At 60.1% G+C, this 21775-nt stretch carries 18 protein-coding genes and 1 pseudogene; 13 read left to right on the plus strand and 6 right to left on the minus strand.

All coding sequences use genetic code 11. The features are described from left to right. Positions 1–2: 2 nt before the first annotated feature. A complete protein-coding gene (locus CE491_RS16375) occupies positions 3–992 on the plus strand; it encodes a sulfate/molybdate ABC transporter ATP-binding protein (protein ID WP_110949372.1) in 990 nt (329 codons plus the stop codon). A gap of 97 nt (positions 993–1089) precedes the next feature. Here the strand turns inward: CE491_RS16375 and CE491_RS16380 are convergent, their stop codons facing one another. Further along, entirely contained in the window at positions 1090–1641 is a 552-nt protein-coding gene (locus tag CE491_RS16380; protein WP_110949373.1) for an Mpo1 family 2-hydroxy fatty acid dioxygenase, read from the minus strand. Between the two features lie 105 nt (positions 1642–1746). Between CE491_RS16380 and CE491_RS16385 the strand changes: the two genes are divergently transcribed. Then, positions 1747–2460, plus strand: a complete 714-nt coding sequence (locus CE491_RS16385) for a Crp/Fnr family transcriptional regulator (RefSeq protein ID WP_110949374.1) — start codon at positions 1747–1749, stop codon at positions 2458–2460. A gap of 6 nt (positions 2461–2466) precedes the next feature. Here CE491_RS16385 and CE491_RS16390 read toward each other — a convergent pair whose 3' ends face one another. Next, positions 2467–3474, minus strand: a complete 1008-nt coding sequence (locus CE491_RS16390; RefSeq protein ID WP_110949375.1) for an AraC family transcriptional regulator — start codon at positions 3472–3474, stop codon at positions 2467–2469. A 110-nt stretch (positions 3475–3584) separates the two neighbouring features. Here CE491_RS16390 and CE491_RS16395 point away from each other — a divergent pair, with 110 nt between their 5' ends. The 8 genes and pseudogenes from CE491_RS16395 to CE491_RS16430 all read left to right on the plus strand — a co-directional run bounded on the left by CE491_RS16395 (position 3585) and on the right by CE491_RS16430 (position 12192). Then, the gene (locus CE491_RS16395) at positions 3585–4655 is read left to right on the plus strand and encodes a fatty acid desaturase (RefSeq protein ID WP_110949376.1); all 1071 of its coding nucleotides are present in this window, start codon (positions 3585–3587) and stop codon (positions 4653–4655) included. Between the two features lie 374 nt (positions 4656–5029). Then, the gene (locus CE491_RS16400) at positions 5030–5611 is read left to right on the plus strand and encodes an alpha/beta hydrolase (protein WP_110949500.1); all 582 of its coding nucleotides are present in this window, start codon (positions 5030–5032) and stop codon (positions 5609–5611) included. A 129-nt stretch (positions 5612–5740) separates the two neighbouring features. Further along, positions 5741–6568: pseudogene (locus CE491_RS16405) on the plus strand (sigma 54-interacting transcriptional regulator); the annotation flags it as partial. A gap of 299 nt (positions 6569–6867) precedes the next feature. Further along, on the plus strand, positions 6868–7656 hold the full coding sequence (locus CE491_RS16410) for a MetQ/NlpA family ABC transporter substrate-binding protein (protein ID WP_110949378.1): 789 nt from the start codon (positions 6868–6870) through the stop codon (positions 7654–7656). A gap of 577 nt (positions 7657–8233) precedes the next feature. Beyond that, positions 8234–9130, plus strand: coding sequence for a TauD/TfdA dioxygenase family protein (locus CE491_RS16415; RefSeq protein ID WP_110949379.1), 897 nt, complete (start codon positions 8234–8236; stop codon positions 9128–9130). 29 nt (positions 9131–9159) lie between these two features. Then, a complete protein-coding gene (locus CE491_RS16420; protein WP_110949380.1) occupies positions 9160–10041 on the plus strand; it encodes an ABC transporter ATP-binding protein in 882 nt (293 codons plus the stop codon). Between the two features lie 157 nt (positions 10042–10198). Beyond that, positions 10199–11065 carry an ABC transporter permease gene (locus tag CE491_RS16425; protein WP_110949381.1) on the plus strand — a complete coding sequence of 289 codons (867 nt, stop codon included), beginning with the start codon at positions 10199–10201 and terminating at the stop codon, positions 11063–11065. A 134-nt stretch (positions 11066–11199) separates the two neighbouring features. Continuing rightward, complete coding sequence (locus tag CE491_RS16430; RefSeq protein WP_110949382.1) at positions 11200–12192, plus strand: ABC transporter substrate-binding protein; 993 nt, start codon at positions 11200–11202, stop codon at positions 12190–12192. 103 nt (positions 12193–12295) lie between these two features. On the opposite strand, the gene CE491_RS16435 is transcribed toward CE491_RS16430, so the two are convergent. Continuing rightward, complete coding sequence (locus CE491_RS16435) at positions 12296–13462, minus strand: AAA family ATPase (RefSeq protein ID WP_110949383.1); 1167 nt, start codon at positions 13460–13462, stop codon at positions 12296–12298. A gap of 158 nt (positions 13463–13620) precedes the next feature. On the opposite strand from CE491_RS16435, the gene CE491_RS16440 reads away from it, so the two are divergent. From CE491_RS16440 to CE491_RS16450, 3 genes are read left to right on the plus strand one after another with little or no spacing between them, the layout of a single operon-like run. Further along, complete coding sequence (locus tag CE491_RS16440; protein WP_110949384.1) at positions 13621–14748, plus strand: efflux RND transporter periplasmic adaptor subunit; 1128 nt, start codon at positions 13621–13623, stop codon at positions 14746–14748. Next, positions 14745–15815: an efflux RND transporter periplasmic adaptor subunit gene (locus CE491_RS16445; RefSeq protein WP_110949385.1), complete on the plus strand. Its 1071-nt coding sequence runs from the start codon at positions 14745–14747 to the stop codon at positions 15813–15815. Before CE491_RS16440 ends, CE491_RS16445 begins: the two co-directional genes overlap by 4 nt. Further along, positions 15812–18955, plus strand: coding sequence for an efflux RND transporter permease subunit (locus tag CE491_RS16450; RefSeq protein ID WP_110949386.1), 3144 nt, complete (start codon positions 15812–15814; stop codon positions 18953–18955). The genes CE491_RS16445 and CE491_RS16450 overlap by 4 nt, the downstream gene beginning before the upstream one ends. A 214-nt stretch (positions 18956–19169) precedes the next feature. On the opposite strand, the gene CE491_RS16455 is transcribed toward CE491_RS16450, so the two are convergent. From CE491_RS16455 to CE491_RS16465, 3 genes are all read right to left on the minus strand, one after another. Beyond that, positions 19170–19796 carry a class I SAM-dependent methyltransferase gene (locus CE491_RS16455; RefSeq protein WP_110949387.1) on the minus strand — a complete coding sequence of 209 codons (627 nt, stop codon included), beginning with the start codon at positions 19794–19796 and terminating at the stop codon, positions 19170–19172. Positions 19797–20012: 216 nt separating this feature from the next. Beyond that, a complete protein-coding gene (locus CE491_RS16460) occupies positions 20013–20657 on the minus strand; it encodes a methionine ABC transporter permease (protein WP_110949388.1) in 645 nt (214 codons plus the stop codon). Next, positions 20647–21774, minus strand: coding sequence for a methionine ABC transporter ATP-binding protein (locus tag CE491_RS16465; RefSeq protein WP_110949389.1), 1128 nt, complete (start codon positions 21772–21774; stop codon positions 20647–20649). Before CE491_RS16465 ends, CE491_RS16460 begins: the two co-directional genes overlap by 11 nt. Position 21775 lies beyond the last annotated feature (1 nt).

The raw sequence follows: 21775 nt of genomic DNA on the forward strand, positions 1-21775 counted from the left end.
TCATGTCGATCGAAGTCCGTAACGTCAGCAAGAATTTCAACGCTTTCAAGGCCCTTAACAGCATCAATCTGGACATCCAGAGTGGCGAGCTGGTGGCGTTGCTCGGCCCGTCCGGCTGTGGCAAGACGACCTTGTTGCGCATTATTGCCGGGCTGGAAACCCCCGATCAGGGCAACATCGTGTTTCACGGGGAAGACGTCTCCGGCCACGATGTGCGCGATCGCAATGTCGGGTTCGTGTTCCAGCACTACGCCCTGTTCCGCCACATGACGGTGTTCGACAACGTCGCCTTCGGCTTGCGCATGAAGCCGAAGAACCAGCGCCCGAACGAATCCCAGATCGCCGTGAAGGTGCATGAGCTGCTGAACATGGTGCAGCTGGACTGGCTGGCCGACCGCTACCCTGAGCAGTTGTCCGGTGGCCAGCGTCAACGTATCGCCCTCGCTCGCGCACTGGCCGTTGAACCGAAGGTGTTGCTGCTGGACGAGCCGTTTGGTGCGCTCGATGCCAAAGTGCGCAAGGAGCTGCGCCGCTGGCTGGCGCGTCTGCACGAAGACATCAACCTGACCTCGGTCTTCGTGACTCACGACCAGGAAGAAGCGATGGAAGTCGCCGACCGTATCGTGGTGATGAACAAGGGCGTGATCGAGCAGATCGGCTCGCCGGGTGAGGTCTACGAGAACCCGGCCAGCGATTTCGTCTACCACTTCCTCGGCGACTCCAATCGCCTGCACCTGGGCGAAGACAACCACGTGTTGTTCCGGCCGCACGAAGTGTCGTTGTCGCGCCATGAAGTGGAAGGGCATCACGCCGCCGAAGTCCGCGACATCCGCCCGCTGGGGGCAACCACCCGCGTGACGCTGAAGGTCGAGGGCCAGCCGGATCTGATCGAGGCCGAAGTGGTGAAGGATCACGACAGCCTGATCGGCCTGGCGCGTGGGGAGACATTGTTCTTCAAGCCGAAGGTCTGGCAGAAGGTTGCAAATATCTAACTGGCGGGCTCTTCTGTAGGAGCGCGCTCGCCCGCGATGCAGTGTGTCAGATGCCATGTTGGTATCTGGATGAATGCAATCGCGGGCAATCGCGCTCCTACAGGGCTTTGCTCCGGATTGTCGCTTTTTTCATATTTCGCTTGTGCGTACGGCCCACCTTACCTTCGATGCTGTTCTGCAGCTTCTTCCTCATTCCCAGCAAAAAAGCCGCTTCCGCCACCACGAATAGCGGGCCGATGATCAAACCTGAGAGGTCGTCGACGAACGCTGGCTTGCGGCCTTCATAATAATGGCCGACGAACTGAATCACCCAGCCCACGACGAACAGCCCGACCCCAGCGCCGAGCCAGACCAACGTGCTTTGTTGCGCCAGATGCGCGCCAATCCACAGGAAAAACACCAGTACGATGCCCATGGCGATGCCGAATGGCTTGTCCAGCCGCAGGTAGAACAACGTAGCCGCAACGGTCGCCAGCAAGGCCGGTGACAGCCACAGCTCGCCCAGCGACCAACTGCTCCAGCCAGGCCGCGAGAGCAGCACGGAGACCGCCAGTACGATCAGCGGAATACCAACGAAGTGGGTGACGATGTTGCGCGTGTCGCGGTGGTAGGCCGCGTATTGGCTGAGATGATCGTTGAGGTTTTTCATTGTTATTCCTCCCTTGTTGCGTGGATCATGCCGCTGTTTTTTTGGCCGGGCCCCAGCGATGGGCTCAGCCTGCAATAAATCGCCAATAAGAAACAGGAGATTCACGTGACGAATGGAACGCAATGGCGCTCGTGGTTGATCAACGATCACTGGTTCAACGATTTACCCGCTTCCCTGCAGGATAGCCTGCTCCTGGGCATGCGGCAGCGGCGGGTCACGCCCGGCAAACTGATCCTCAAACGCGGCGAGCCTGCGTGCGGCCTATATGCGCTGCTGGCAGGCTCCATCCGCTTCGGCGAGATCAAACAGCAACGCCAATGGCTCGCCCCGCCATCAGCCGCCACGCGGCCTTACTGGTTCGGAGAGGTGTCGCTGTTCGACGACCGCCCTCGGCGACAAGATGTTTACGCCGAAGACCAGGTCATCCTGCTGCAGATGCCCCAGGCGCCGCTCAATCAACTGCTGGCGCAGAACCCCCGGCACTGGCGCTGGTTCGGGGAGTTGCTGGGCCGCAAGCTGGGCTTGGGCGTTCCGCCCCTGGACCAAATGACTTCGCTGCCAACCGATGAGCGGGTGGCGTTGCGCCTCTTGATGCTCAGTGAAGGTTATGGCGAGATCGACCGCTCGGTGCGCATCATTTCGGTTCATGAACTGCCGTCCAGCCGTTGCCTGGGACTGACGCCTGAAGTGGTAGACCGCGTGCTCGGGCAGTTTGCCGAACACGGCATCATTCGTCGCGATCATGATTTCATCAGCGTGCTGGATCTCGAGAAGCTACGCAGGACCGCACGCCATCGGCTGACGCAACCGGGCGTGTGAACGGTATCAGCGCAGCATCCCGTCCCGATACTGGCTCGGTGTCATGCCGGTCCAGCGTTTGAAGGCGCGGCTGAAGCTGCTGGTGTCGGCAAAACCGAGCAGATAGGCGATTTCGCTGAGGGAGCTACCGGGGTCGCGCATGTGCTGCAGCGCCAGGTTCTGCCGACACTGATTGAGTAACAGGTCGTAGCTGCAGCCCTCGTCGGCCAGGTGCCGTTGCAGGCTGCGCAGGCTCAGATGCAAGTGCTGGGCGATGCGGTCCGCAGACGGCTCGCCCTCTGGTAACTGGGCCTCGATGGCGCCACGCACCTTGCGCTCCCAGGTCAGTGGGCTGAGCTTTTCCAGCGCGCGATCAAGCACGGTTTCGTTGTGCTCGGCGAGTTCCGGGTTGGCGTCGTCCAGATGACTGTCGAAGTCGGCGCAAGCGAAGACCAGCAGGTTTTCCGCCGCGCTGAAGTACAGCGGCGCGCGAAACACGTCGTGCCAAGGCTTGGGGTCTGCCGGCTGCGGACGAACCAGATGCACTGCAACCGGCGCGTAATGCCGTCCCAATCGGTTGCGGCAAGTGCGCACGTAAATCGCCGCGAAGGCATCCATGGCCTCGTTGGCGGGCATCGGCCTACCGTCGGGTACGTGGAAGCGAAACTCATAGCAGTCGCCAACCCGCTTGAAACTCAAATCCAGCGCGTCGCTGACCACCGGGTGATAACGCACGATGCGCTCGAACACTTCGCGTAACGAGCCACTGGCCACCAGCGCGTAACCGAGCGCGTGAAAGGTGGTCGGGCTGACAAAGCGTGAAACCCGCAAACCCAGCGCCGGATCGCCGCTGGCCTCGACTGCCAACTGCCATAGCCGTGTGGTGACGGTCACCGGATAGCGCGCATTGGGGTCGTCCATCAATTGTGGATCGAGCCCCGCAGCCTGACTCAACGCGAGACTGTCGAGGCCGAGGGCGTCGAGTTGCTTGCGCAGGGCGCGGGTCCAGCTGGCGAGAATGCTCGGCTCAGGCATACAGATTGGCGCTTCCGGTCAACAGGTTGGCGTCCACGGTCGCGCAGTTTTGCGCCCTGCACGGCACAGTAGAGCCACGTTTGCTCATCATAAGACCGGAGAATGGAAGCATGCACGACTCTTCTGCAAGCGCTGCCGGGCTGAATGCACAACAGCGATCAGCCCATATTCGCGCCGTGGTTATGGCCCATGGCAACGCCCTGCGCCAGCGCTATCCGATCCTTGCGCATCAGGACGCGATCGGGGTCGGCATCCTCGTGTTTGCCCTGAGCGCAATGGTCGGCAGCGCAGCGCTCTATCTAATGGGTTACATGGCCTGGTGGGTATGTTTACTGTTGAACGCCTTCTTCGCCTCGCTTACCCATGAGCTGGAGCACGACCTGATTCACAGCATGTACTTGCGCAAGCAACGCGTGCCACACAATCTGATGCTGGCACTGGTGTGGATGGCGCGGCCGAGCACCATCAACCCGTGGATTCGTCGGCATCTGCACCTCAATCATCACAAGGTTTCCGGCACCGAGGCCGACATGGAAGAGCGCGCCATCACCAATGGCGAGCCGTGGGGCATCGCCCGGTTGCTGATGGTAGGTGACAACGTGATGTCCTCGCTGATTCGCATGCTGCGGGCGAAAACCTGGGCGCACAAATTCAGCATCCTCAAACGCACCCTGCGGGTGTATGCACCGCTGGCGCTGCTCAACTGGGGCGCGTGGTACGCGTTTCTCGGTTTTCACGCAGCCAATGGCATCGCCACCCTGATGAGCACCGCGGTGGATTGGTCGGCCAATACCCTGGCCGTCATGCAGGTGATCGACATCGCCGTGGTGGTGCTGATCGGGCCGAACGTGCTGCGCACTTTCTGCCTGCATTTCATCAGCTCAAACATGCATTACTACGGCGACGTCGAGCCGGGCAACGTCTTGCAGCAGACTCAGGTGCTCAACCCCTGGTGGCTATGGCCGCTGCAGGCGTTCTGCTTCAATTTTGGCAGCACCCACGGCATTCATCATTTCGTGGTGAAAGAACCGTTCTACATCCGCCAGATGACGGCGCCGGTGGCGCATAAGGTCATGGCCGAAATGGGCGTGCGCTTCAATGATTTCGGTACGTTTAGGCGGGCGAATCGGTTTGAAGAGCTAGCCGAGGCGGTCGAAGACAGGGTTGGATCTCGAACCTGACATCGGACCTGTGGGAGAGCTTGCTCACGAAGAGGCCCGGACTTTCAGCGGCTCCGGTGTCTGAAAGTCAGCCTTCGTGAGCAAGCTCACTCCCACAGGGATATGCATCTGGCTGCAGAAAATTTTCTGAATAAAAATTCTGTAACAACTCTCTCGTATTCTCTGCTCATCCCCGGCGAGCTGGGGGCAGACAGCGTGATTTCTCAGGGCTACTCCTTAAGGCAGGGGGTGGCCCTCTTTTTTGCTGCGCTATCGCCTGTGATTACGGCATATGTTTTTTAGCTATTAATAAATATCTTCTTATTCTTTTTCGAATATATGTCCCGTCCCTATACTCGCCGCCATGAACGCAAAAAATGCAGGAGGCGAAGGCCATGCATAACGAATCGATCCGTTACCTGATCGTGCCAGGCTGGCAAGGATCTGCCGAAGACCATTGGCAAACTCATTGGCAGAACAGCTTGCCCAACAGCGTGCGCGTGGAGCAGGCCGATTGGCTCAAACCTCGCCGCGAAGACTGGGTAGGCGAACTGCAGCGGGTGATTGCCGCCGACAGCTCTCCGGTGATTCTGATCGCGCATAGCCTCGGCTGCGTGACCGTCGCTCACTGGGCGCAGTTGGCGCCGCTGGACACCTTGCGGCAAGTCCGTGGTGCATTGCTCGTGGCGCCTGCCGATGTCGAGCGACCGAACTGCCCGCCGGCGATTCGTAATTTTGCCCCTATTCCTGAGCATCTGCTGCCATTCCCGGCGCAGGTGGTCAGCTCCGATAACGACTCCGCCGTCAGCGCCTTGCGGGCGATGGAAATGGCCCGCAACTGGGGTGCCGAGATCGGCATCCTGAGCGGCGCTGGCCACATCAACGTCAAATCAGGCCACCAACGCTGGGAGCAGGGTTTCGCTTACCTGTATCGCCTGCAAGGCCGTATCGAACAACTCACACGCCGCCGCGCATGAAGCCATGCTGCGCGGCGACAGTCGCGTCGAACGACACGCCGACCACCTTCTTTTTCGCCGCAGTGAACCGACAGGCGCTGCGGCCTTTTTTTTAACGCCCAGGCACTTATGGCTGGGCGGGAGCCTGCCATGACTCACTCCGTTACCCCGCAACAATCACCCAGCCAGCCTCTGCTGACCTTCCCCGACGCCGAAAAAAGCCCCCTGAGCATTCGTGCCAAGGCGCTGGTGTTTTTTGATCCGCGTTCCCGACGCCTGCGCGAAGAAATGGAGCAACTGGCGCCTCAGGAGTTGCCCGTGCTGATACGTGGCGAGCCGGGCACTGGTAAAGAGTTGCTGGCGCGGCACATCCATCGTGGCAGCGATCGTTCGGGGCTGTTTGTTTCGGTCAATTGCGGCGCGATCAGCCCGACCTACGCCGACGCCGAACTGTTCGGCTATGCCGCTGGCGCGCACAGTGGTTCGGTGAGCAGTCGAGCCGGGTGGTTCGGCTCTGCCACAGGCGGGACGTTGTATCTGGATGAAATTGCCGACCTGCCGCTGTCGATCCAGATCAAGCTGCTCTCGGCCCTGGAGAATCGCGAAGTCACCCGCGTTGGTGCCTCGCAGCCAAGCCCGGTGGACGTCCGGTTGGTGGCAGCGACCAGCATCGATCTGAATCTGGCCGTGGCTGCCGGGAAATTTCATGAGCGCCTTTATCGCTACCTGAGTGAGGGACGACTGGATCTGCCGGCATTGCGCGAACAGCCGGGCAATATCCTGCCGCTTGCCGAGTATTTTCTGGGCATCTACAGCCAGCGCCTGGATTTCGAGATGCCCTTGATCAGCGAGGCGGCGCAAAAGCTGCTCGAAGCCCATTACTGGCCTGGGAATACGCGGGAGCTGGAGAACGTCATTCACTTCGCATTGCTGGTCAGCAGTGGGGCGGAAATCTTGCCGGAACACCTGAACCTGCCGGGCAGAAGTTAATTCGAGCTGGAACTCATAGACGCGCGCTTGCCCACGATTGCTATTTGCCTTCACCTGGTACGGCAGGGTCAAGTCTGCAGGCCGCGGTTTAGACGCCTGCATTTGCGTCAGCTAATGGCTAAATGCTCGTTGAGAACCAAAAAGAATAACCATCCGCTTAAAAAGTATTGTCTCGGAATAAAAAATCTCGGTAATGTCCGCTTCAGCCGCCACCCTGCCAGGGTCGTACCCGCGGCATCTATACAGAGTTGCCCACAAGGCGACCGGAATATTTCTAAGGACATCGCATGAAAAAGACGTTGTTGTTCACCGCACTGGCGGCTGCTCTCTCGTTCGGCATCAACGCGGCTCAAGCTGCTGAAAAACTGGTAGTCGGCGCAACCGCCGTTCCGCACGCCGAGATTCTGGAGCTGATCAAGCCTGAGCTGGCAAAAGAAGGCGTGGATCTGGAAATCAAGGTTTTCACTGACTACGTGCAGCCGAACGTGCAACTGAACGAAAAACGTCTGGACGCCAACTACTTCCAGACCAAACCTTATCTGGACGGCTTCAATAAAGGTAAAGGTGCCACTCTGGTGACCGGCGTGGGCGTCCACGTAGAACCATTCGGTGGCTACTCGAAGAAGTGGAAATCCATCGACCAACTGCCTGAGGGCGCAACCGTTGCCATTCCTAACGAAGGCAGCAACGCCGGTCGCGCGCTGCTTCTGCTGCAGAAGAACGGTCTGATCACCCTGAAAGACCCGACCAACGCGCTGGCGACTCCGAAAGACATCGCCACCAACCCGAAAAAACTGAAATTCCGCGAATTGGAATCGGCCCTGCTGCCACGCGCTCTGGACCAGGTCGACCTGGACCTGATCAACACCAACTACGCGCTGGAAGCCAAACTGAATCCGAAAAAAGACGCGCTGATCATCGAAGGTGCTGATTCGCCGTACGTGAACTTCCTCGTGACCCGTACCGACAACGCCCACACTGATGCGATCAACAAGCTGTCCAAGGCGCTGACCAGCCAGGAAGTCAAAGACTTCATCAACAAGAAGTACGACGGCGCGGTACTGCCGGCGTTCTGATGAAGAGCTGAGTGCTTTGCCGCATTCACTTTAGGCGCGCGCTTGCCCGCGATGATGTCGGTATATTCGACGCATGTTCAGCGTCAGATACAGCCCGTCGCGGGCAAGCGCGCACCTACAAGGTTTGCATACACCTAAGCAGGTTGCGTTGAGTCACGTATCACTGACGTAAAGTTTTCACGCCGACGGCTCGTACATGCGTCGGCGTTTTTAGCATCTGTGCCCAATGCGCGGCGCAGTGCGATGAGCAGTTTCACGTTGTCTTCGTGCGTCTTGTCGTGCGACTGGTCGGATTCACTGGATCGTACCGGCATATTCGGTCCTCTGGTTCTTATCCCTGAGATCTTTTGGTCGCCTCCAGCGGCTGGCTGAAAGACCTGAGATAGACCGCTATCTTGCGCGTCGGGTTCTCGTCGGAAGATAAGATGTTGGTATCCGCGTGGTTACCAATACTGGCATTGGGCCGCCGCTAGCACATTCGGCGCTATCCATATGCTCTATCGATATTTAAATTTCTCTTCTTATATCTATAAAGTTCCGCCCTCTCAGTCACGTCTATTCTGGAGTCGGAGTTCTCATGCCCGCAGCCTCCCAAGCTTCCACGTCCGCGCAAGCGCCGGATCAGCAGTTCGATGTGCGTCCATTCACCGAAAAGGTGGGCGCTGAAATCGTCGGACTGGATCTTTCCCGTCCGCTCAATGACGCAGACTTCGCACGCGTGCATCGCGCGCATCTGGACCACCACCTCGTCGTGTTCCGTGATCAGCAGATCACCCCGCAGCAACAGATCGATTTCAGCCGCCGTTTCGGCGTGCTGCAGATTCACGTCCTCAAGCAATTCCTGCTCCCCCATCACCCGGAAATTCTGATCGTTTCCAACATCGTCGAGAACGGCCAGCCGGTTGGGCTGGGTGACGCGGGCAAGTACTGGCACTCGGACCTGTCCTATAAAGAGCTGCCGAGCCTCGGCTCGATGCTCTATGCCCAGGAGTTGCCGAGCGAAGGCGGCGACACCCTGTTCGCCGACATGCACCAGGCCTGGGAAACCCTGCCTGAGCATCTGCGCAAGGCTGTCGAAGGTCGCAGTGCGGTACACAGTTACACCTCGCGTTATCGCGATGGTCGCAACGCCGAGAACTGGCGTCCGACCTTAAGCGCCGAGCAGTTGGCGCAGGTTGCCGTGGTCAGCCACCCGGTAGTGCGCACGCACCCGGAAAACGGTCGCAAAGCGTTGTTCGTCAGCGAAGGCTTCACCACGCACATCGTCGGCATTCCTGAAGACGAAAGCCGCGCGATTCTGGATGAGATCTACGCTCACAGCGTGCGTGCGGAAAACGTCTACCGCCACAAATGGCAGGAAAACGACATGGTGTTCTGGGACAACCGTTCCCTGATTCACCTTGCAGGCGGCACTCCAGACCATCTGCGTCGTCGTCTGCACCGCACCACCATTCAGGGCGACGCTCCGTTCTGATTCATGCATTGATTTAGGAGCCCCGTTCCATGAACGCTGTTCTGCAAAGCCACACGGCTAGCGATCGCTCAAACGCGCAAGAGGCCAATCAGCCTACCGCTGAAGCGCTATTGCAAGTCCAGGGCGTAAGCCTTGAATACCGCACGCCGGAACGCGTGGTGCGGGCCACTCATCAAGTCAGTTTCGAAATCGATCCGGCTGACCGCTTCGTTCTGCTCGGCCCATCGGGTTGCGGAAAGTCGACGTTGCTCAAGGCGGTTGCCGGTTTCATCAGGCCCAGCGAAGGGCAGATTCGTCTGGCCGGTCAGCAGGTCAAGGAACCGGGGCCGGACCGGATCGTCGTGTTCCAAGAATTCGACCAGCTGCCGCCATGGAAGACGGTGATCGAGAACGTCATGTTCCCGCTGCTGGCCTCGCGCACGCTCAAGCGTCGTGAAGCCCAAGAGCGAGCGCGGCATTATCTGGAAAAGGTGGGTCTGAGCGCGTTCGCCAATGCGTATCCGCACACACTGTCCGGCGGCATGAAAGCGCGGGTAGCGATTGCCCGTGCGCTGGCGATGCAACCGAAAATCCTGCTGATGGACGAGCCGTTCGCCGCGCTCGACGCCTTGACCCGCCGCAAGATGCAGGAAGAGCTGCTGGAGCTGTGGGAAGAGGTGCGGTTCACGCTGCTGTTCGTGACCCACTCCATCGAAGAAGCGCTGGTGGTGGGCAACCGGATTCTGCTGTTGTCCCCGCATCCGGGGCGCGTGCGTGCCGAGATCAACAGCCATCAATACGACCTGAAAAGTCTTGGCGGCGTGGACTTCCAGGCTTCCGCACAGCGCATCCACCGGCTGCTGTTCGACGAAGGCGAAGCGCCTGCGGCCGAACGGGATCTGCGGTTTCAGGATGTTCGTATCGCTTATTGATTGGCAGATCGCTGAAGACCTGTGGGAGCGAGCTTGCTCGCGAAGGGGTCAGTTCAGACCATCGATGATCTGCTGCGTCTGGAAGTACGTCTTCGCGAGCAAGCTCGGTCCCACAGGGTCTCGGGCAGCCGGACAATTTACTCAAGAGATTTCCACCATGAGCCTTTCACCCCCCATCCGCGAGGAGTACGAAGTCGCGCTGGAGCCTTTCACTCAGGAAGACCTGGCCCGCGACATCCCCCTTGCACAACGCATCTGGCAACTGAGCTGGGTGCGCAAGAGCGTGATCCTGATCGCCTTGGCGGTGATCTGGGAAATCGCTGCGCGCATTCAGGGTAACGACCTGCTGCTGCCCAGTTTTCTCGACACCGCCAAGGCGTTCATCGATGGCATCGTCACTGGCGAGCTGCTGAGCAAGGTGTGGATTTCCCTGACCGTGCTGGTCAAGGGTTACCTGATCGGCATCGTCCTGGCATTCGGGCTGACCACGCTTGCCGTATCCACTCAGCTGGGCCGCGACCTGCTCGGTACGCTGACCGCGATGTTCAACCCGCTCCCGGCCATCGCGCTGTTGCCGCTGTCGTTGCTGTGGTTCGGCCTTGGCGAAAACAGCCTGATCTTCGTGCTGGTGCATTCGGTGCTCTGGGCGCTGGCACTGAACACCTACGCAGGCTTTCTCGGCGTTTCCGAAACCCAGCGCATGGCCGGTCGCAACTACGGCCTCAAAGGCCTGCGGTTCGTCTGGTACATCCTGATTCCTGCTGCGCTGCCTTCGATTCTGGCGGGCTTGAAAATCGGCTGGGCGTTCGCCTGGCGCACCCTGATCGCCGCCGAGCTGGTATTCGGCGCGTCGTCGGGCAAAGGCGGTCTGGGCTGGTACATCTTCCAGAACCGCAATGAGCTGTATACCGACAAGGTGTTCGCGGGCCTCGCGGCCGTGATCATCATCGGTCTGCTGGTGGAAAACCTGCTGTTCAGCAATGTCGAGCGCCTGACCGTCAAACGTTGGGGCATGCAGCGCTGAGTGGACCATAAAAAGAAAACACGCCGAAGGGATCGGGCATCTGGTCCCTTCAGCCATCCAACACTTTCGATTTTCATTGTGAGGATTTCATGGGGCATACCAAACTTTCGCGAGCACGCTCGCTCCCACACGTTATGACCGCACTGGCAGCTACATTGGGTCTGGCGGGCGCGCTGCTGAGCAGCAGTGCCCACGCCGAAGGCAAGATCAGCATCGCCCAGCAGTTCGGTATCGGTTATCTGATTCTCGACGTGGTGCAGCAGCAGAAACTGATCGAGAAGCACGGCAAGGAAGAAGGCATCGACATCAAGGTCGACTGGAACAGCATTTCCGGCGCCACCGCCATGAACGAAGCGCTGCTGGCCGGGGCTCTGGATGTGGTATCGGCAGGCGTGCCGCCGATGCTGACCATCTGGGACCGCACGAAGGGCAAGCAGAACGTCAAGGCGATCGCTTCGCTGGGATCGATGCCCAACTATCTGCTCAGCAACAGGCCTGAAGTGAAGACCCTCAACGACTTCACCGACAAGGACCGCATTGCCGTTCCAGCGGCCGGCGTGGGCTTCCAGTCGCGTACCTTGCAGATCGAAACCGCCAAGCTGTTCGGTAACGACAACTACAAGAAATTCGACAACATTTCCGTCAGCCTCCCGCACCCGGATGCTACGTCAGCGTTGATCGCAGGCGGTTCGGAAATCAGCGCGCACTTCTCAAGCCCGCCGTTCCAATACCAGGAACTGGAAAACCCGAACGTTCACAAAGTGCTTAGCTCCTACGACGTGCTGGGCGGTCAAGCCTCGTTCAACGTGCTGTACACCACCCAGAAATTCCACGACGAAAACCCGAAGACCTACAAAGCCTTCTACGACGCGCTGGCTGAAGCCGAGAAGATCATCAAGGCCGACAAGGCAGCTGCGGCGAAGACCTACATTGAAGTCGAGAAATCCAAACTGCCGCTGCCGTTGGTAGAGAAGATTGTGTCGGACCCGGAAATCGACTTCACCGTCGTTCCGCAACGCACCTATATCTACGCCGAGAAACTGCATGAAATCGGCGTGCTGAAAAACAAGGCCGACAGCTGGAAGGATTTCTTCTTCGAAGAGGCCCATGGTGGCGCGGGTAGCTGATCTCGAGTTTGTCCCCCACCTGTTGTAGGGGAGCGCGCTTGCCAGTGGGAGAATGCATTCGCGGGCACGCGCGCACCTACCGGTCCGTGTGTCCTGGACCTGTTCAATCCGGCCAGTGCCACGCCGGTTGATCCAGCATTCCCTGGCCGACAATCCGGGTCTGCCCCAGCTCCTTCTCCAGCACGACGCAGTTGCATTCCGGATCCTGCTCCAGTGCGGCGATCAGGCGGCTGGCGTGGGAAACGACCCATACCTGGCAGCTCTGCGAGGCGCGAATGATCAGTCTCGCCAGCGCAGGCAGCAGGTCTGGGTGCAGGCTGGTTTCGGGTTCGTTGAGCACCATCATGGTTGGCGGGCGGGGCGTCAGCAGGGCGGCGATCAGCAGCAGATAACGCAACGTCCCGTCCGACAGCTCGGCCGCCGACAGGGGTCGCAACAGACCTTGCTGATAAAACTCCAGCGCAAACAACCCGCCGCCCTGGGCATTGATTTCGACGCGTGCGCCGGGGAAGGCATCGCTGATGGCGGCATCGAGCGCCTCGGGCTCGCCGATTTCACGAATCGTCTGCAAGGCTGCCGTCAGATCCCGCCCATCATGATGAAGCACCGGCGTGCGCGTGCCCAGTTGCGGTTTGCGCGCAGGCGCATCGGCGTCACTGCGAAAGTGATCATAAAATCGCCAGCCGCGAATACGCTCGCGCAGCTGCAGCACTTCCGGTGATGAGCGCAAATTCCCGACCTGATCGAACAGGCTGTCGTAAGTAGGCGTGTGTTGCGCCAGCACGTCCCAGCTGCGGCCTTGGCGGGCGCGAATCATGGGACCTGCGCGGTCTACCAGCAAACTGGAGGGGCGATACAGCGGGCCGGCCCAGATGCACTCACGTTTGATCTCGGGGTCCAGACCGAACGCAGTCGGCGCGTTGGGCGGCGAGGGTAGACCCAGTGAAATCGCATAGCTGAAACCCTCGGCGGCAAAGCCCAGGCGCAGCCGCACGGCTTCTTTACGCGGCCCGCCCTGAACCTCGACTTCGCCATTACGCATGCGTCGGCTGATATTTTCCGGCCCGGCCCAGAAGGTTGACTTCAATCCGCCTTCCCGAGCCAGCGCATTGATCACCCCACCTTGCGCTGTTTCAGCCAGCAAACGCAGCGCGCGATACAGGTTAGACTTGCCGCTGCCATTGGGGCCGGTGATCAGATTCAAGCGCGCAAGGGGCACCACCAGCGTGTTGATCGAGCGATAGTTGGCGACGGCGAGGGTGGTGAGCATCGAGCGTTCCTTGCTGTTGAATGAGTGTGACCGGCAGGTCGGATTCGACTGAGTTTAGCGGCGCAAGGAACCCTCATCTACGCTCACAGTCGCATGATCACATCACGACGACGCTCGGCGGCGCGATGCACGCAACGGCATTGGCACAAGGAGTTTGCATGCCTGCTCAACCCTCGGTTTTCACACATGGCCTGACTGCCCTCACGCTGGGTCTTTGCCTGGCGTTTCTGTCTGGCTGCGGCAAGGAAAAACCCAAGGACCCGGTACTGCCGCGCGTGCAGGTGCAGGAGGTCAAGACCGCCGAATTCGCCGCCGCCGTCGCGCTGACCGGCGATATCCAGGCCCGCGTGCAGACCCAGCTGTCGTTCCGCGTGGGCGGCAAGATCATCCAGCGAATGGTCGATGTCGGCGATCGCATCAGTGCAAAACAGGTGCTGGCCAAGCTCGATCCCAAGGACTTGCAGACCAACGTGGATTCGGCCATCGCCGCCGAGGCCGCTGAACAGGCCCGCGTGAAACAGACCGCGGCGGCTTTCGTGCGCCAGGAAAAACTGCTGCCCAAGGGTTACACCAGCAAGAGCGAATACGACTCCGCCCAAGCCCAATTGCGCGGCAGCCAGAGTGCGCTCAAGGCCGCTCAGGCGCAGCTTGCCAATGCTCGCGAGCAACTGGGTTACACCTCGCTGATCGCCGACGCACCCGGGATCATCACCGCGCGCCAGGCTGAGGTGGGTCAAGTGGTGCAGGCGACCATGCCGATTTTCAGTCTGGCGCGGGACGGCGAGCGCGATGCGGTGTTCAACGTCTACGAGTCGCTGTTCGTCAACCCCCCCAGCAACCAACCGGTGGAGGTGACGCTGCTGGATAACCCGCAGATCAAGGTAATGGGCAAAGTCCGCGAAATCACCCCGGCGGTCTCGGCGCAAACCGGCACGCTGCAGGTGAAAATCGCGTTGGCATCGCTGCCTCAAGGCATGCAGCTGGGCTCGGTGGTCAGCGCCGCATTGACCATCCCGGCCAAACAGAGCGTCGAACTACCGTGGTCCGCTTTGACCAAGGGGCTGGGCGATCAACTCGGCCAGCCTGCGGTGTGGGTGGTCGACGATCAGAACAAGGTCACCCTGCGCGGGGTCACGGTGGGACGCTACCTGACTGGCAAGGTGATCATCATCGATGGCCTGAAGAATGGTGAAAAAGTGGTCGTCGCAGGCAATCAGCTGCTGCACCCGGACATGAAGGTCGAACTGGCCGACGTCCACAAGAACCCGACAGGAGCGCAGCAATGAAGCGCCTGTCAGGGATAATGCTGACCGGACTGCTGATCAGCGCATGCAGCAAGGAAGAACCGCCACCGGAGCCCGTGCGCCCGGTGCTGTTCGTCGAGGTCAAACCCCAGGCCGAGGAAAGCCTCGGTCGTTTTGCCGGCAACATTGCGGCGCGGTATGAAAGCACCCTGGGCTTCCGGGTCTCGGGTCGAATCGCCCAACGCAGCGTCGATGTCGGTGCCGAGGTGAAGAAGGGCGACATGCTCGCCGTGCTCGACCCGACCGATCAACAGAACCAGGTGCGTTCTACTCAAGGCGATCTGGCGCGAATCGAGGCGCAACTGATTAACGCTCAGGCCAATGCCCGTCGCCAACAGGAATTGTTCGATCGTGGCGTCGGCGCGCAGGCCGCGCTGGATGTCGCAGTCACGGACCTGAAAACCTCGCAGTCCTCCTACGATCAATCCAAAGCCGCGCTGCAACAGGCCAAGGATCAGCTGAGCTACAGCGAATTGCGGACCGATCACGATGCGGTTGTCACCGAATGGAAAGTCGAAGCCGGGCAGGTGGTCAGCGCGGGCGAACAAGTGGTGACGCTGGCGCGACCGGATATCAAAGAGGCAGTCATCGATCTGCCGGGGGCACTGGCTGACCAATTGCCCAAGGATGTGGTGTTCAAGGTTGCAAGCCAGCTGGAGCCGGAGATCAACACCACCGCGACCGTGCGTGAACTGGAGCCCCAGGCCGAAAGCGCGACCCGCACCCGTCGGGCACGCTTGACCCTGGCGAATACGCCACCGTCATTCCGGCTCGGAACAGCGATCAGCGTCACCCTCAGCTCGGCCATCGAGCCACGCATCCAATTGCCTGCCAATGCTGTGCAGGAAGTCGACGGCAGGACGCAAATCTGGATCATCGACACCCAGAACCAGACCGTTTCGCCGCGCCCCGTCGCCGTGGTCAGCCGCGACAGCGATAGCGTGGTGCTGGCGGGTGGTATCAAGGGCGGGGAGTTGGTCGTGACAGCCGGTGTGAACAGCCTCAAACCGGGGCAGAAAGTCAAAGTCGATAAGGACAGCCCACGATGAAAGGGAAGTTCAACCTCTCCGATTGGGCGCTCAAGCATCAATCTTTCGTCTGGTATCTGATGTTCGTCGGCTTGCTGATGGGCGTGTTCTCGTACATGAACCTGGGCCGCGAAGAAGACCCCTCGTTCACCATCAAGACCATGGTCATCCAGACTCGCTGGCCCGGCGCGACGGTGGACGAAACACTTGAGCAGGTCACCGACCGCATCGAGAAGAAGCTCGAAGAGCTCGACTCTCTCGATTATGTGAAGAGCTACACCCGACCGGGCGAGTCAACGGTCTTCGTCTACCTGCGCGACACCACCAGCGCGAGTGCTATCCCGCAAATCTGGTACCAGGTCCGCAAAAAGATCGATGACATTCGCGGCACCTTCCCTCAAGGTCTGCAAGGTCCGTCGTTCAATGATGAGTTCGGTGACGTTTACGGCTCGATCTATGCCTTCACTGCCGACGGCCTGACGATGCGTCAGCTGCGCGATTACGTCGAAGAAGTGCGCGTGCAGATCCGCGATGTGCCGGGGCTCGGCAAGGTCGAAATGATCGGCCAGCAGGACGAAGTCCTGTACCTGAATTTTTCCACCCGCAAACTGGCAGCCCTGGGCCTGGATCAGCGCCAGGTGGTGCAGAGCCTGCAATCGCAGAATGCCGTGACCCCGGCGGGTGTGATCGAGGCCGGGCCTGAGCGGATTTCGGTGCGCACCTCCGGGCAGTTCGCCTCGGAAAAGGATCTGGAAAAGGTCAATCTGCGCCTGAACGATCGCTTCTACCGTTTGAGTGACGTTGCCGAGATCAGTCGCGGCTACGCCGATCCGCCCACGCCGCTGTTCCGCTTCAACGGCAAGCCTGCCATCGGTCTCGCCATCGCGATGAAAAAGGGTGGCAACGTCCAGGAGTTCGGCAAGCAGTTGCATGAGCGCATGGAAGCCGCGACCGCTGACCTGCCTATCGGCGTCGGTGTGAACAACGTATCTGATCAGGCTCAGGTGGTTGAAAAAGCCGTTGGCGGCTTTACCAGCGCATTGTTCGAAGCGGTGGTTATCGTACTGATCGTCAGCTTCATCAGCTTGGGCATGCGCGCCGGGCTAGTGGTGGCGTGCTCGATTCCACTCGTGCTGGCGATGGTCTTCGTGTTCATGGAGTACAGCGGCATCACCATGCAGCGTATTTCACTGGGCGCCTTGATCATCGCCCTCGGATTGTTGGTGGACGACGCCATGATCACCGTGGAAATGATGGTCTCGCGTCTGGAAAGGGGCGACTCCAAAGAGCAGGCCGCGACATTTGCCTATACCTCCACGGCCTTCCCCATGCTCACCGGTACGCTGGTGACCGTGGCCGGTTTTGTCCCGATCGGCCTCAATGCCAGTTCGGCGGGGGAATACACCTTCACCCTGTTTGCGGTGATTGCTGTGGCCATGCTGGTTTCATGGATTGTGGCAGTGCTGTTTGCGCCGGTGATCGGTGTGCACATCCTCAGCGAGAACATAAAGAAGAAGGACGAACACGCCAAGCCGGGTCGCATCGCTCGCGCCTTCAACAGCTCCATGTTCTGGGCCATGCGTCACCGTTGGCTGACCGTCATCGTCACCGTGCTGCTGTTCGCCACCTCGGTGTTCTGCATGCGCTTCGTACAGAACCAGTTCTTCCCGTCTTCGGACCGTCCCGAGATTCTCGTCGACCTCAACTTGCCGCAGAACGCCTCGATCAACGAGACGCGCAAGGCCGTGGACAGGCTCGAAGCGACCCTCAAGGACGACCCGGACATCGTGCGTTGGAGCACTTACATTGGCCAGGGCGCGGTGCGTTTCTACCTGCCGCTGGATCAGCAGCTGGAGAACCCCTACTACGCGCAGTTGGTGATCGTCAGCAAAGGTCTGGAAGAGCGCGCCGGGCTGATGGATCGCTTGCACAAGCGCCTGCGTGATGACTTCGTCGGTATCGGCACCTACGTCCAGCCGCTGGAAATGGGGCCACCGGTGGGCCGTCCGATCCAATACCGTGTCAGCGGCGACAACATCGACAAAGTGCGTCAGCACGCGATCGATCTGGCAACCTTGCTCGACAAAAACCAGCACATCGGCGAGATGATCTACGACTGGAACGAGCCTGGCAAAGTGCTGCGCATCGACATCAACCAGGACAAGGCGCGGCAGCTGGGGCTGTCTTCCGAAGACGTGGCGCAGCTGATGAACAGCATCGTCACCGGCTCGGCAGTGACTCAGGTGCGCGATGACATTTACCTGATCAACGTCGTGGGCCGGGCGGTGGATATCGAGCGTGGATCACCCGAGACCCTGCAGAACCTGCAGATTGTCACGCCACAGGGCACGTCCATTCCCCTGCTGGCCTTCGCCAATGTGCGCTATGAAATGGAACAGCCACTGGTCTGGCGTCGCGACCGCAAGCCCACCATCACCCTCAAGGCCGCCGTACGCGACGAAATGCAGCCGACGGATCTGGTGAAGGAGCTCAAACCCGAGATCGATAAGTTCGCCTCGAGCCTGCCGGTCGGCTACAAAGTCGCCACCGGCGGTACGGTGGAAGAAAGCGGCAAGGCCCAGGGCCCGATTGCCAAGGTCGTGCCACTGATGATCTTTCTCATGGCAACGTTCCTGATGATCCAGCTGCACAGCGTGCAGAAGATGTTCCTGGTCGCAAGTGTGGCGCCGCTGGGCCTGATCGGGGTGGTGCTGGCGCTGGTGCCGACGGGAACGCCCATGGGGTTTGTGGCGATCCTTGGGATTCTCGCGCTCATCGGCATCATCATCCGCAACTCAGTGATTCTGGTGACGCAGATCCACGAATATGAAATTGCCGGTTACCTGCCGTGGGATGCCGTTGCCGAGGCCACCGAACATCGTCGTCGCCCGATTCTGTTGACGGCAGCGGCTGCCAGCCTGGGCATGATTCCGATTGCTCGGGAAGTGTTCTGGGGGCCCATGGCCTACGCAATGATCGGCGGCATCATCATCGCCACGCTGTTGACGTTGCTGTTCCTGCCTGCGCTGTACGTGGCCTGGTACAAAATCAAGGAGCCGACCAAGGAGCAGCGCGAAAAGGTGGAGGCCGAGAAGCGCAAGCGTGAGGACGAGCGCCAGAAGGAAGACGATGATACCGACGCGCATCCGGCGGCGGAGTAACTGATAGCCCCCGAATGAAACTGGCACAGGCGGCTTGCTGCTGACGTGCCACGCTCTCGCCCGGTGATCAAAAGCCGTGCGGGGGTGAGCTTGGTCGGGGCCGCCCTCGGACCAAGGCCGACGCCCAGCATCTGCATTTAAGGCGGATGTAGTGGCCCCTTCGTGAGCAAGCTCACCCCACAGGGACAGTGTTCGTCGCGAGATCGATGGCGCCTCAAACCCTGCGCCAGATACTTGCCAGCCAGGGCTGCTGCTCCCTGGGCAAGCCTTGCGGCCGGTAGTAATGCTCGACCTCGACGAACCCTGCCTCGGTCAGCAACGCGCTCCATGATTCGAGATCATGAAACGAGCCATAGCGTTCGCCTTTCCAGCCTTCCTGATTGTGCCCCCGAGGATTGGAACTGAACAGCACACCGCCGGGCTTCAAGGTTGCGCGCAATTGGCTCAACACTCGAGGCAGTTCCTGCCTGGGGACATGAAACAGCGAGGCATTGGCGAAGATGCCGTCGAAGCGTTCGGAAGGGAGATCGAGTTCCAGAAAGTTCTGCCGCAACACCTCGCACCCACTGTCGGCACGGGCCATCTCAGCGAAGCGCTCAGAGCCATCCAAGCCGACCGCGACATGGCCCATCGCTGTGAACGTGCGCAAATCCCGCCCCGGCCCGCAGCCAAAATCGAGAATCTGAAACGGCGCCGCACCCTGGATATTGCGCAGCAGGGCAGCGATGTTCTGCGTGACATCATGGTTGCGCGTCCCCTCACGAAACTCCTCGGCCACATTGTCGTAGTTGCCCAGCGTGGTGGCGGTGATCTGAGCGAGGTGCTGCGGGTCGAGTTTCATTGAGCGGATTCTGAGCGGGAGAAGCGGCCAATATACCCCTGCTCAGGATCACGACGAATGATTAAAACCTGTGGGAGCGAGCTGGCTCACGAAGAGGTCAGTGCTGTCGCAACAGATGCAGCGTCTGTTAGTCAGCCTTTGTCCGAAGGCGGCCCCTAGCAAGCTCACTCCACAGGGAATGGCGATCGACCTGAGAAACTCAGATCTCGATCCCAATCACCGCTTATTCAATCGCAGCGCCAGCCGATCCCCGCCCAGCTGAATCACTGCCACCAACACCACCAACAACACGATCACGGTAAGCATCACTTGCGTATCGAAGCGCTGATAGCCGTAGCGATAAGCGATGTCTCCCAGGCCCCCCGCGCCGATGGCGCCTGCCATTGCCGAGGAGTTGATCATGGTGACCAGGGTGATGGTGAAGCCGCCGACGATCCCCGGCAGCGCTTCGGGCAGCAGGACGTGCCAGACGATATGCCAACGGCGGCAACCCATCGCCTGAGCGGCTTCGATCAGGCCGTGGTCGACTTCGCGCAGGCTGACTTCGGCGATGCGCGCGAAAAACGGCGTGGCGGCGATGGTCAGCGGCACGACCGCCGCCCAGACGCCGTATGTCGTGCCGACGATCAGCCGGGTGAAGGGGATCAGCGCAACCATCAGGATCAGAAACGGCACCGAGCGAAAGATATTCACGAAGGCGCCCAACACACGGTTGACGTTCGGCGCTTCGAAAATCCCGCCTTTGCCGCTGGTGACCAGAATCACGGCCAACGGAATGCCCAGGATCAGCGCGATCAGCGACGAAACGCCGACCATCAGGAACGTGTCGATAACGCCTTGCCACAAACGATCAAGCCACATAACCCAGTACCTTTGCGTGTTGCGCCTGTTTGCGTGCGCGAGTGAGCAATTCTTCGACGGACAAAGGCGAATGGCTGACCGCCAGAAGCAAATGCCCCAGCGCCCGCCCCTGAATGCGCTCTACACCGCCATGCAGCAGGCTGACGCGACCGCCGAACGCACTGAACAGCGCCGACAGATCGGGCTCGTTGCCGTCGCTGCCGGTGAACTGCAGATCGAGCACGATACTGGCGTGCTTGTCCGATGGCTGCGCCTGCAAGCGAGTCTGCAGGTCTTCCGGCAACGCGTGTTGCAGCGGCGCCAGCAGCGTCTTGCTCACCTCATGCTGTGGGTCACCGAAGACCTGCCACACCGGGCCTTGTTCGACGATCCGCCCACGTTCCAGAACCACGACACGGTCACAGATCTCGCGGATCACCGCCATTTCATGGGTGATCAGAATGATGGTCAGGCCCAGGCGCTGATTGATCTCGCGCAGCAGGCCCAGGATCGATTGCGTGGTTTCCGGATCGAGCGCCGAAGTGGCTTCGTCGCAGAGCAGAATTTCCGGGTCATGCACCAGCGCCCGGGCAATGCCGACGCGCTGCTTCTGGCCGCCGGACAACTGCGCCGGATAGGCGTCGTGCTTGTCTTGCAGACCCACCAGTTCCAGCAGTTCGGCAACCTTGCGTTTGCGCTGCTCCTTGGGAACGCCAGCCACTTTGAGTGGCAGTTCGACGTTCTTCCAGACGGTTTTGGCCGACATCAGGTTGAAGTGCTGAAAGATCATGCCTATCCGTCGGCGCAGTTCCACCAGCTTGTCTTCATTGAACGCAGCGATATCGACTTGATCGATCAACACCTGGCCGCTGCTGGGTTGTTCCAGGCGGTTGATAGTGCGAATCAGCGACGACTTGCCAGCGCCGCTACGACCGATAATGCCGAATACTTCGCCGCGCTCGATATCCAGATCGATGCCTTGCAGGGCTGTTACCGGCCCTTGTTGGCCTTCATAGACCTTGCCCAACTGGCTGAAGCGCACATGGGCGTTGGCCTTTTCCGGGTGCAGGCGCGCCTGTGCGGCGGAATGCGGAGTGGGCTCTTCCAGTGGCAGGGAGCGTTGCACGGTGGCGTTCATG

The organism is Pseudomonas bohemica (genome assembly GCF_002934685.1).
GTDB lineage: Bacteria > Pseudomonadota > Gammaproteobacteria > Pseudomonadales > Pseudomonadaceae > Aquipseudomonas > Aquipseudomonas bohemica.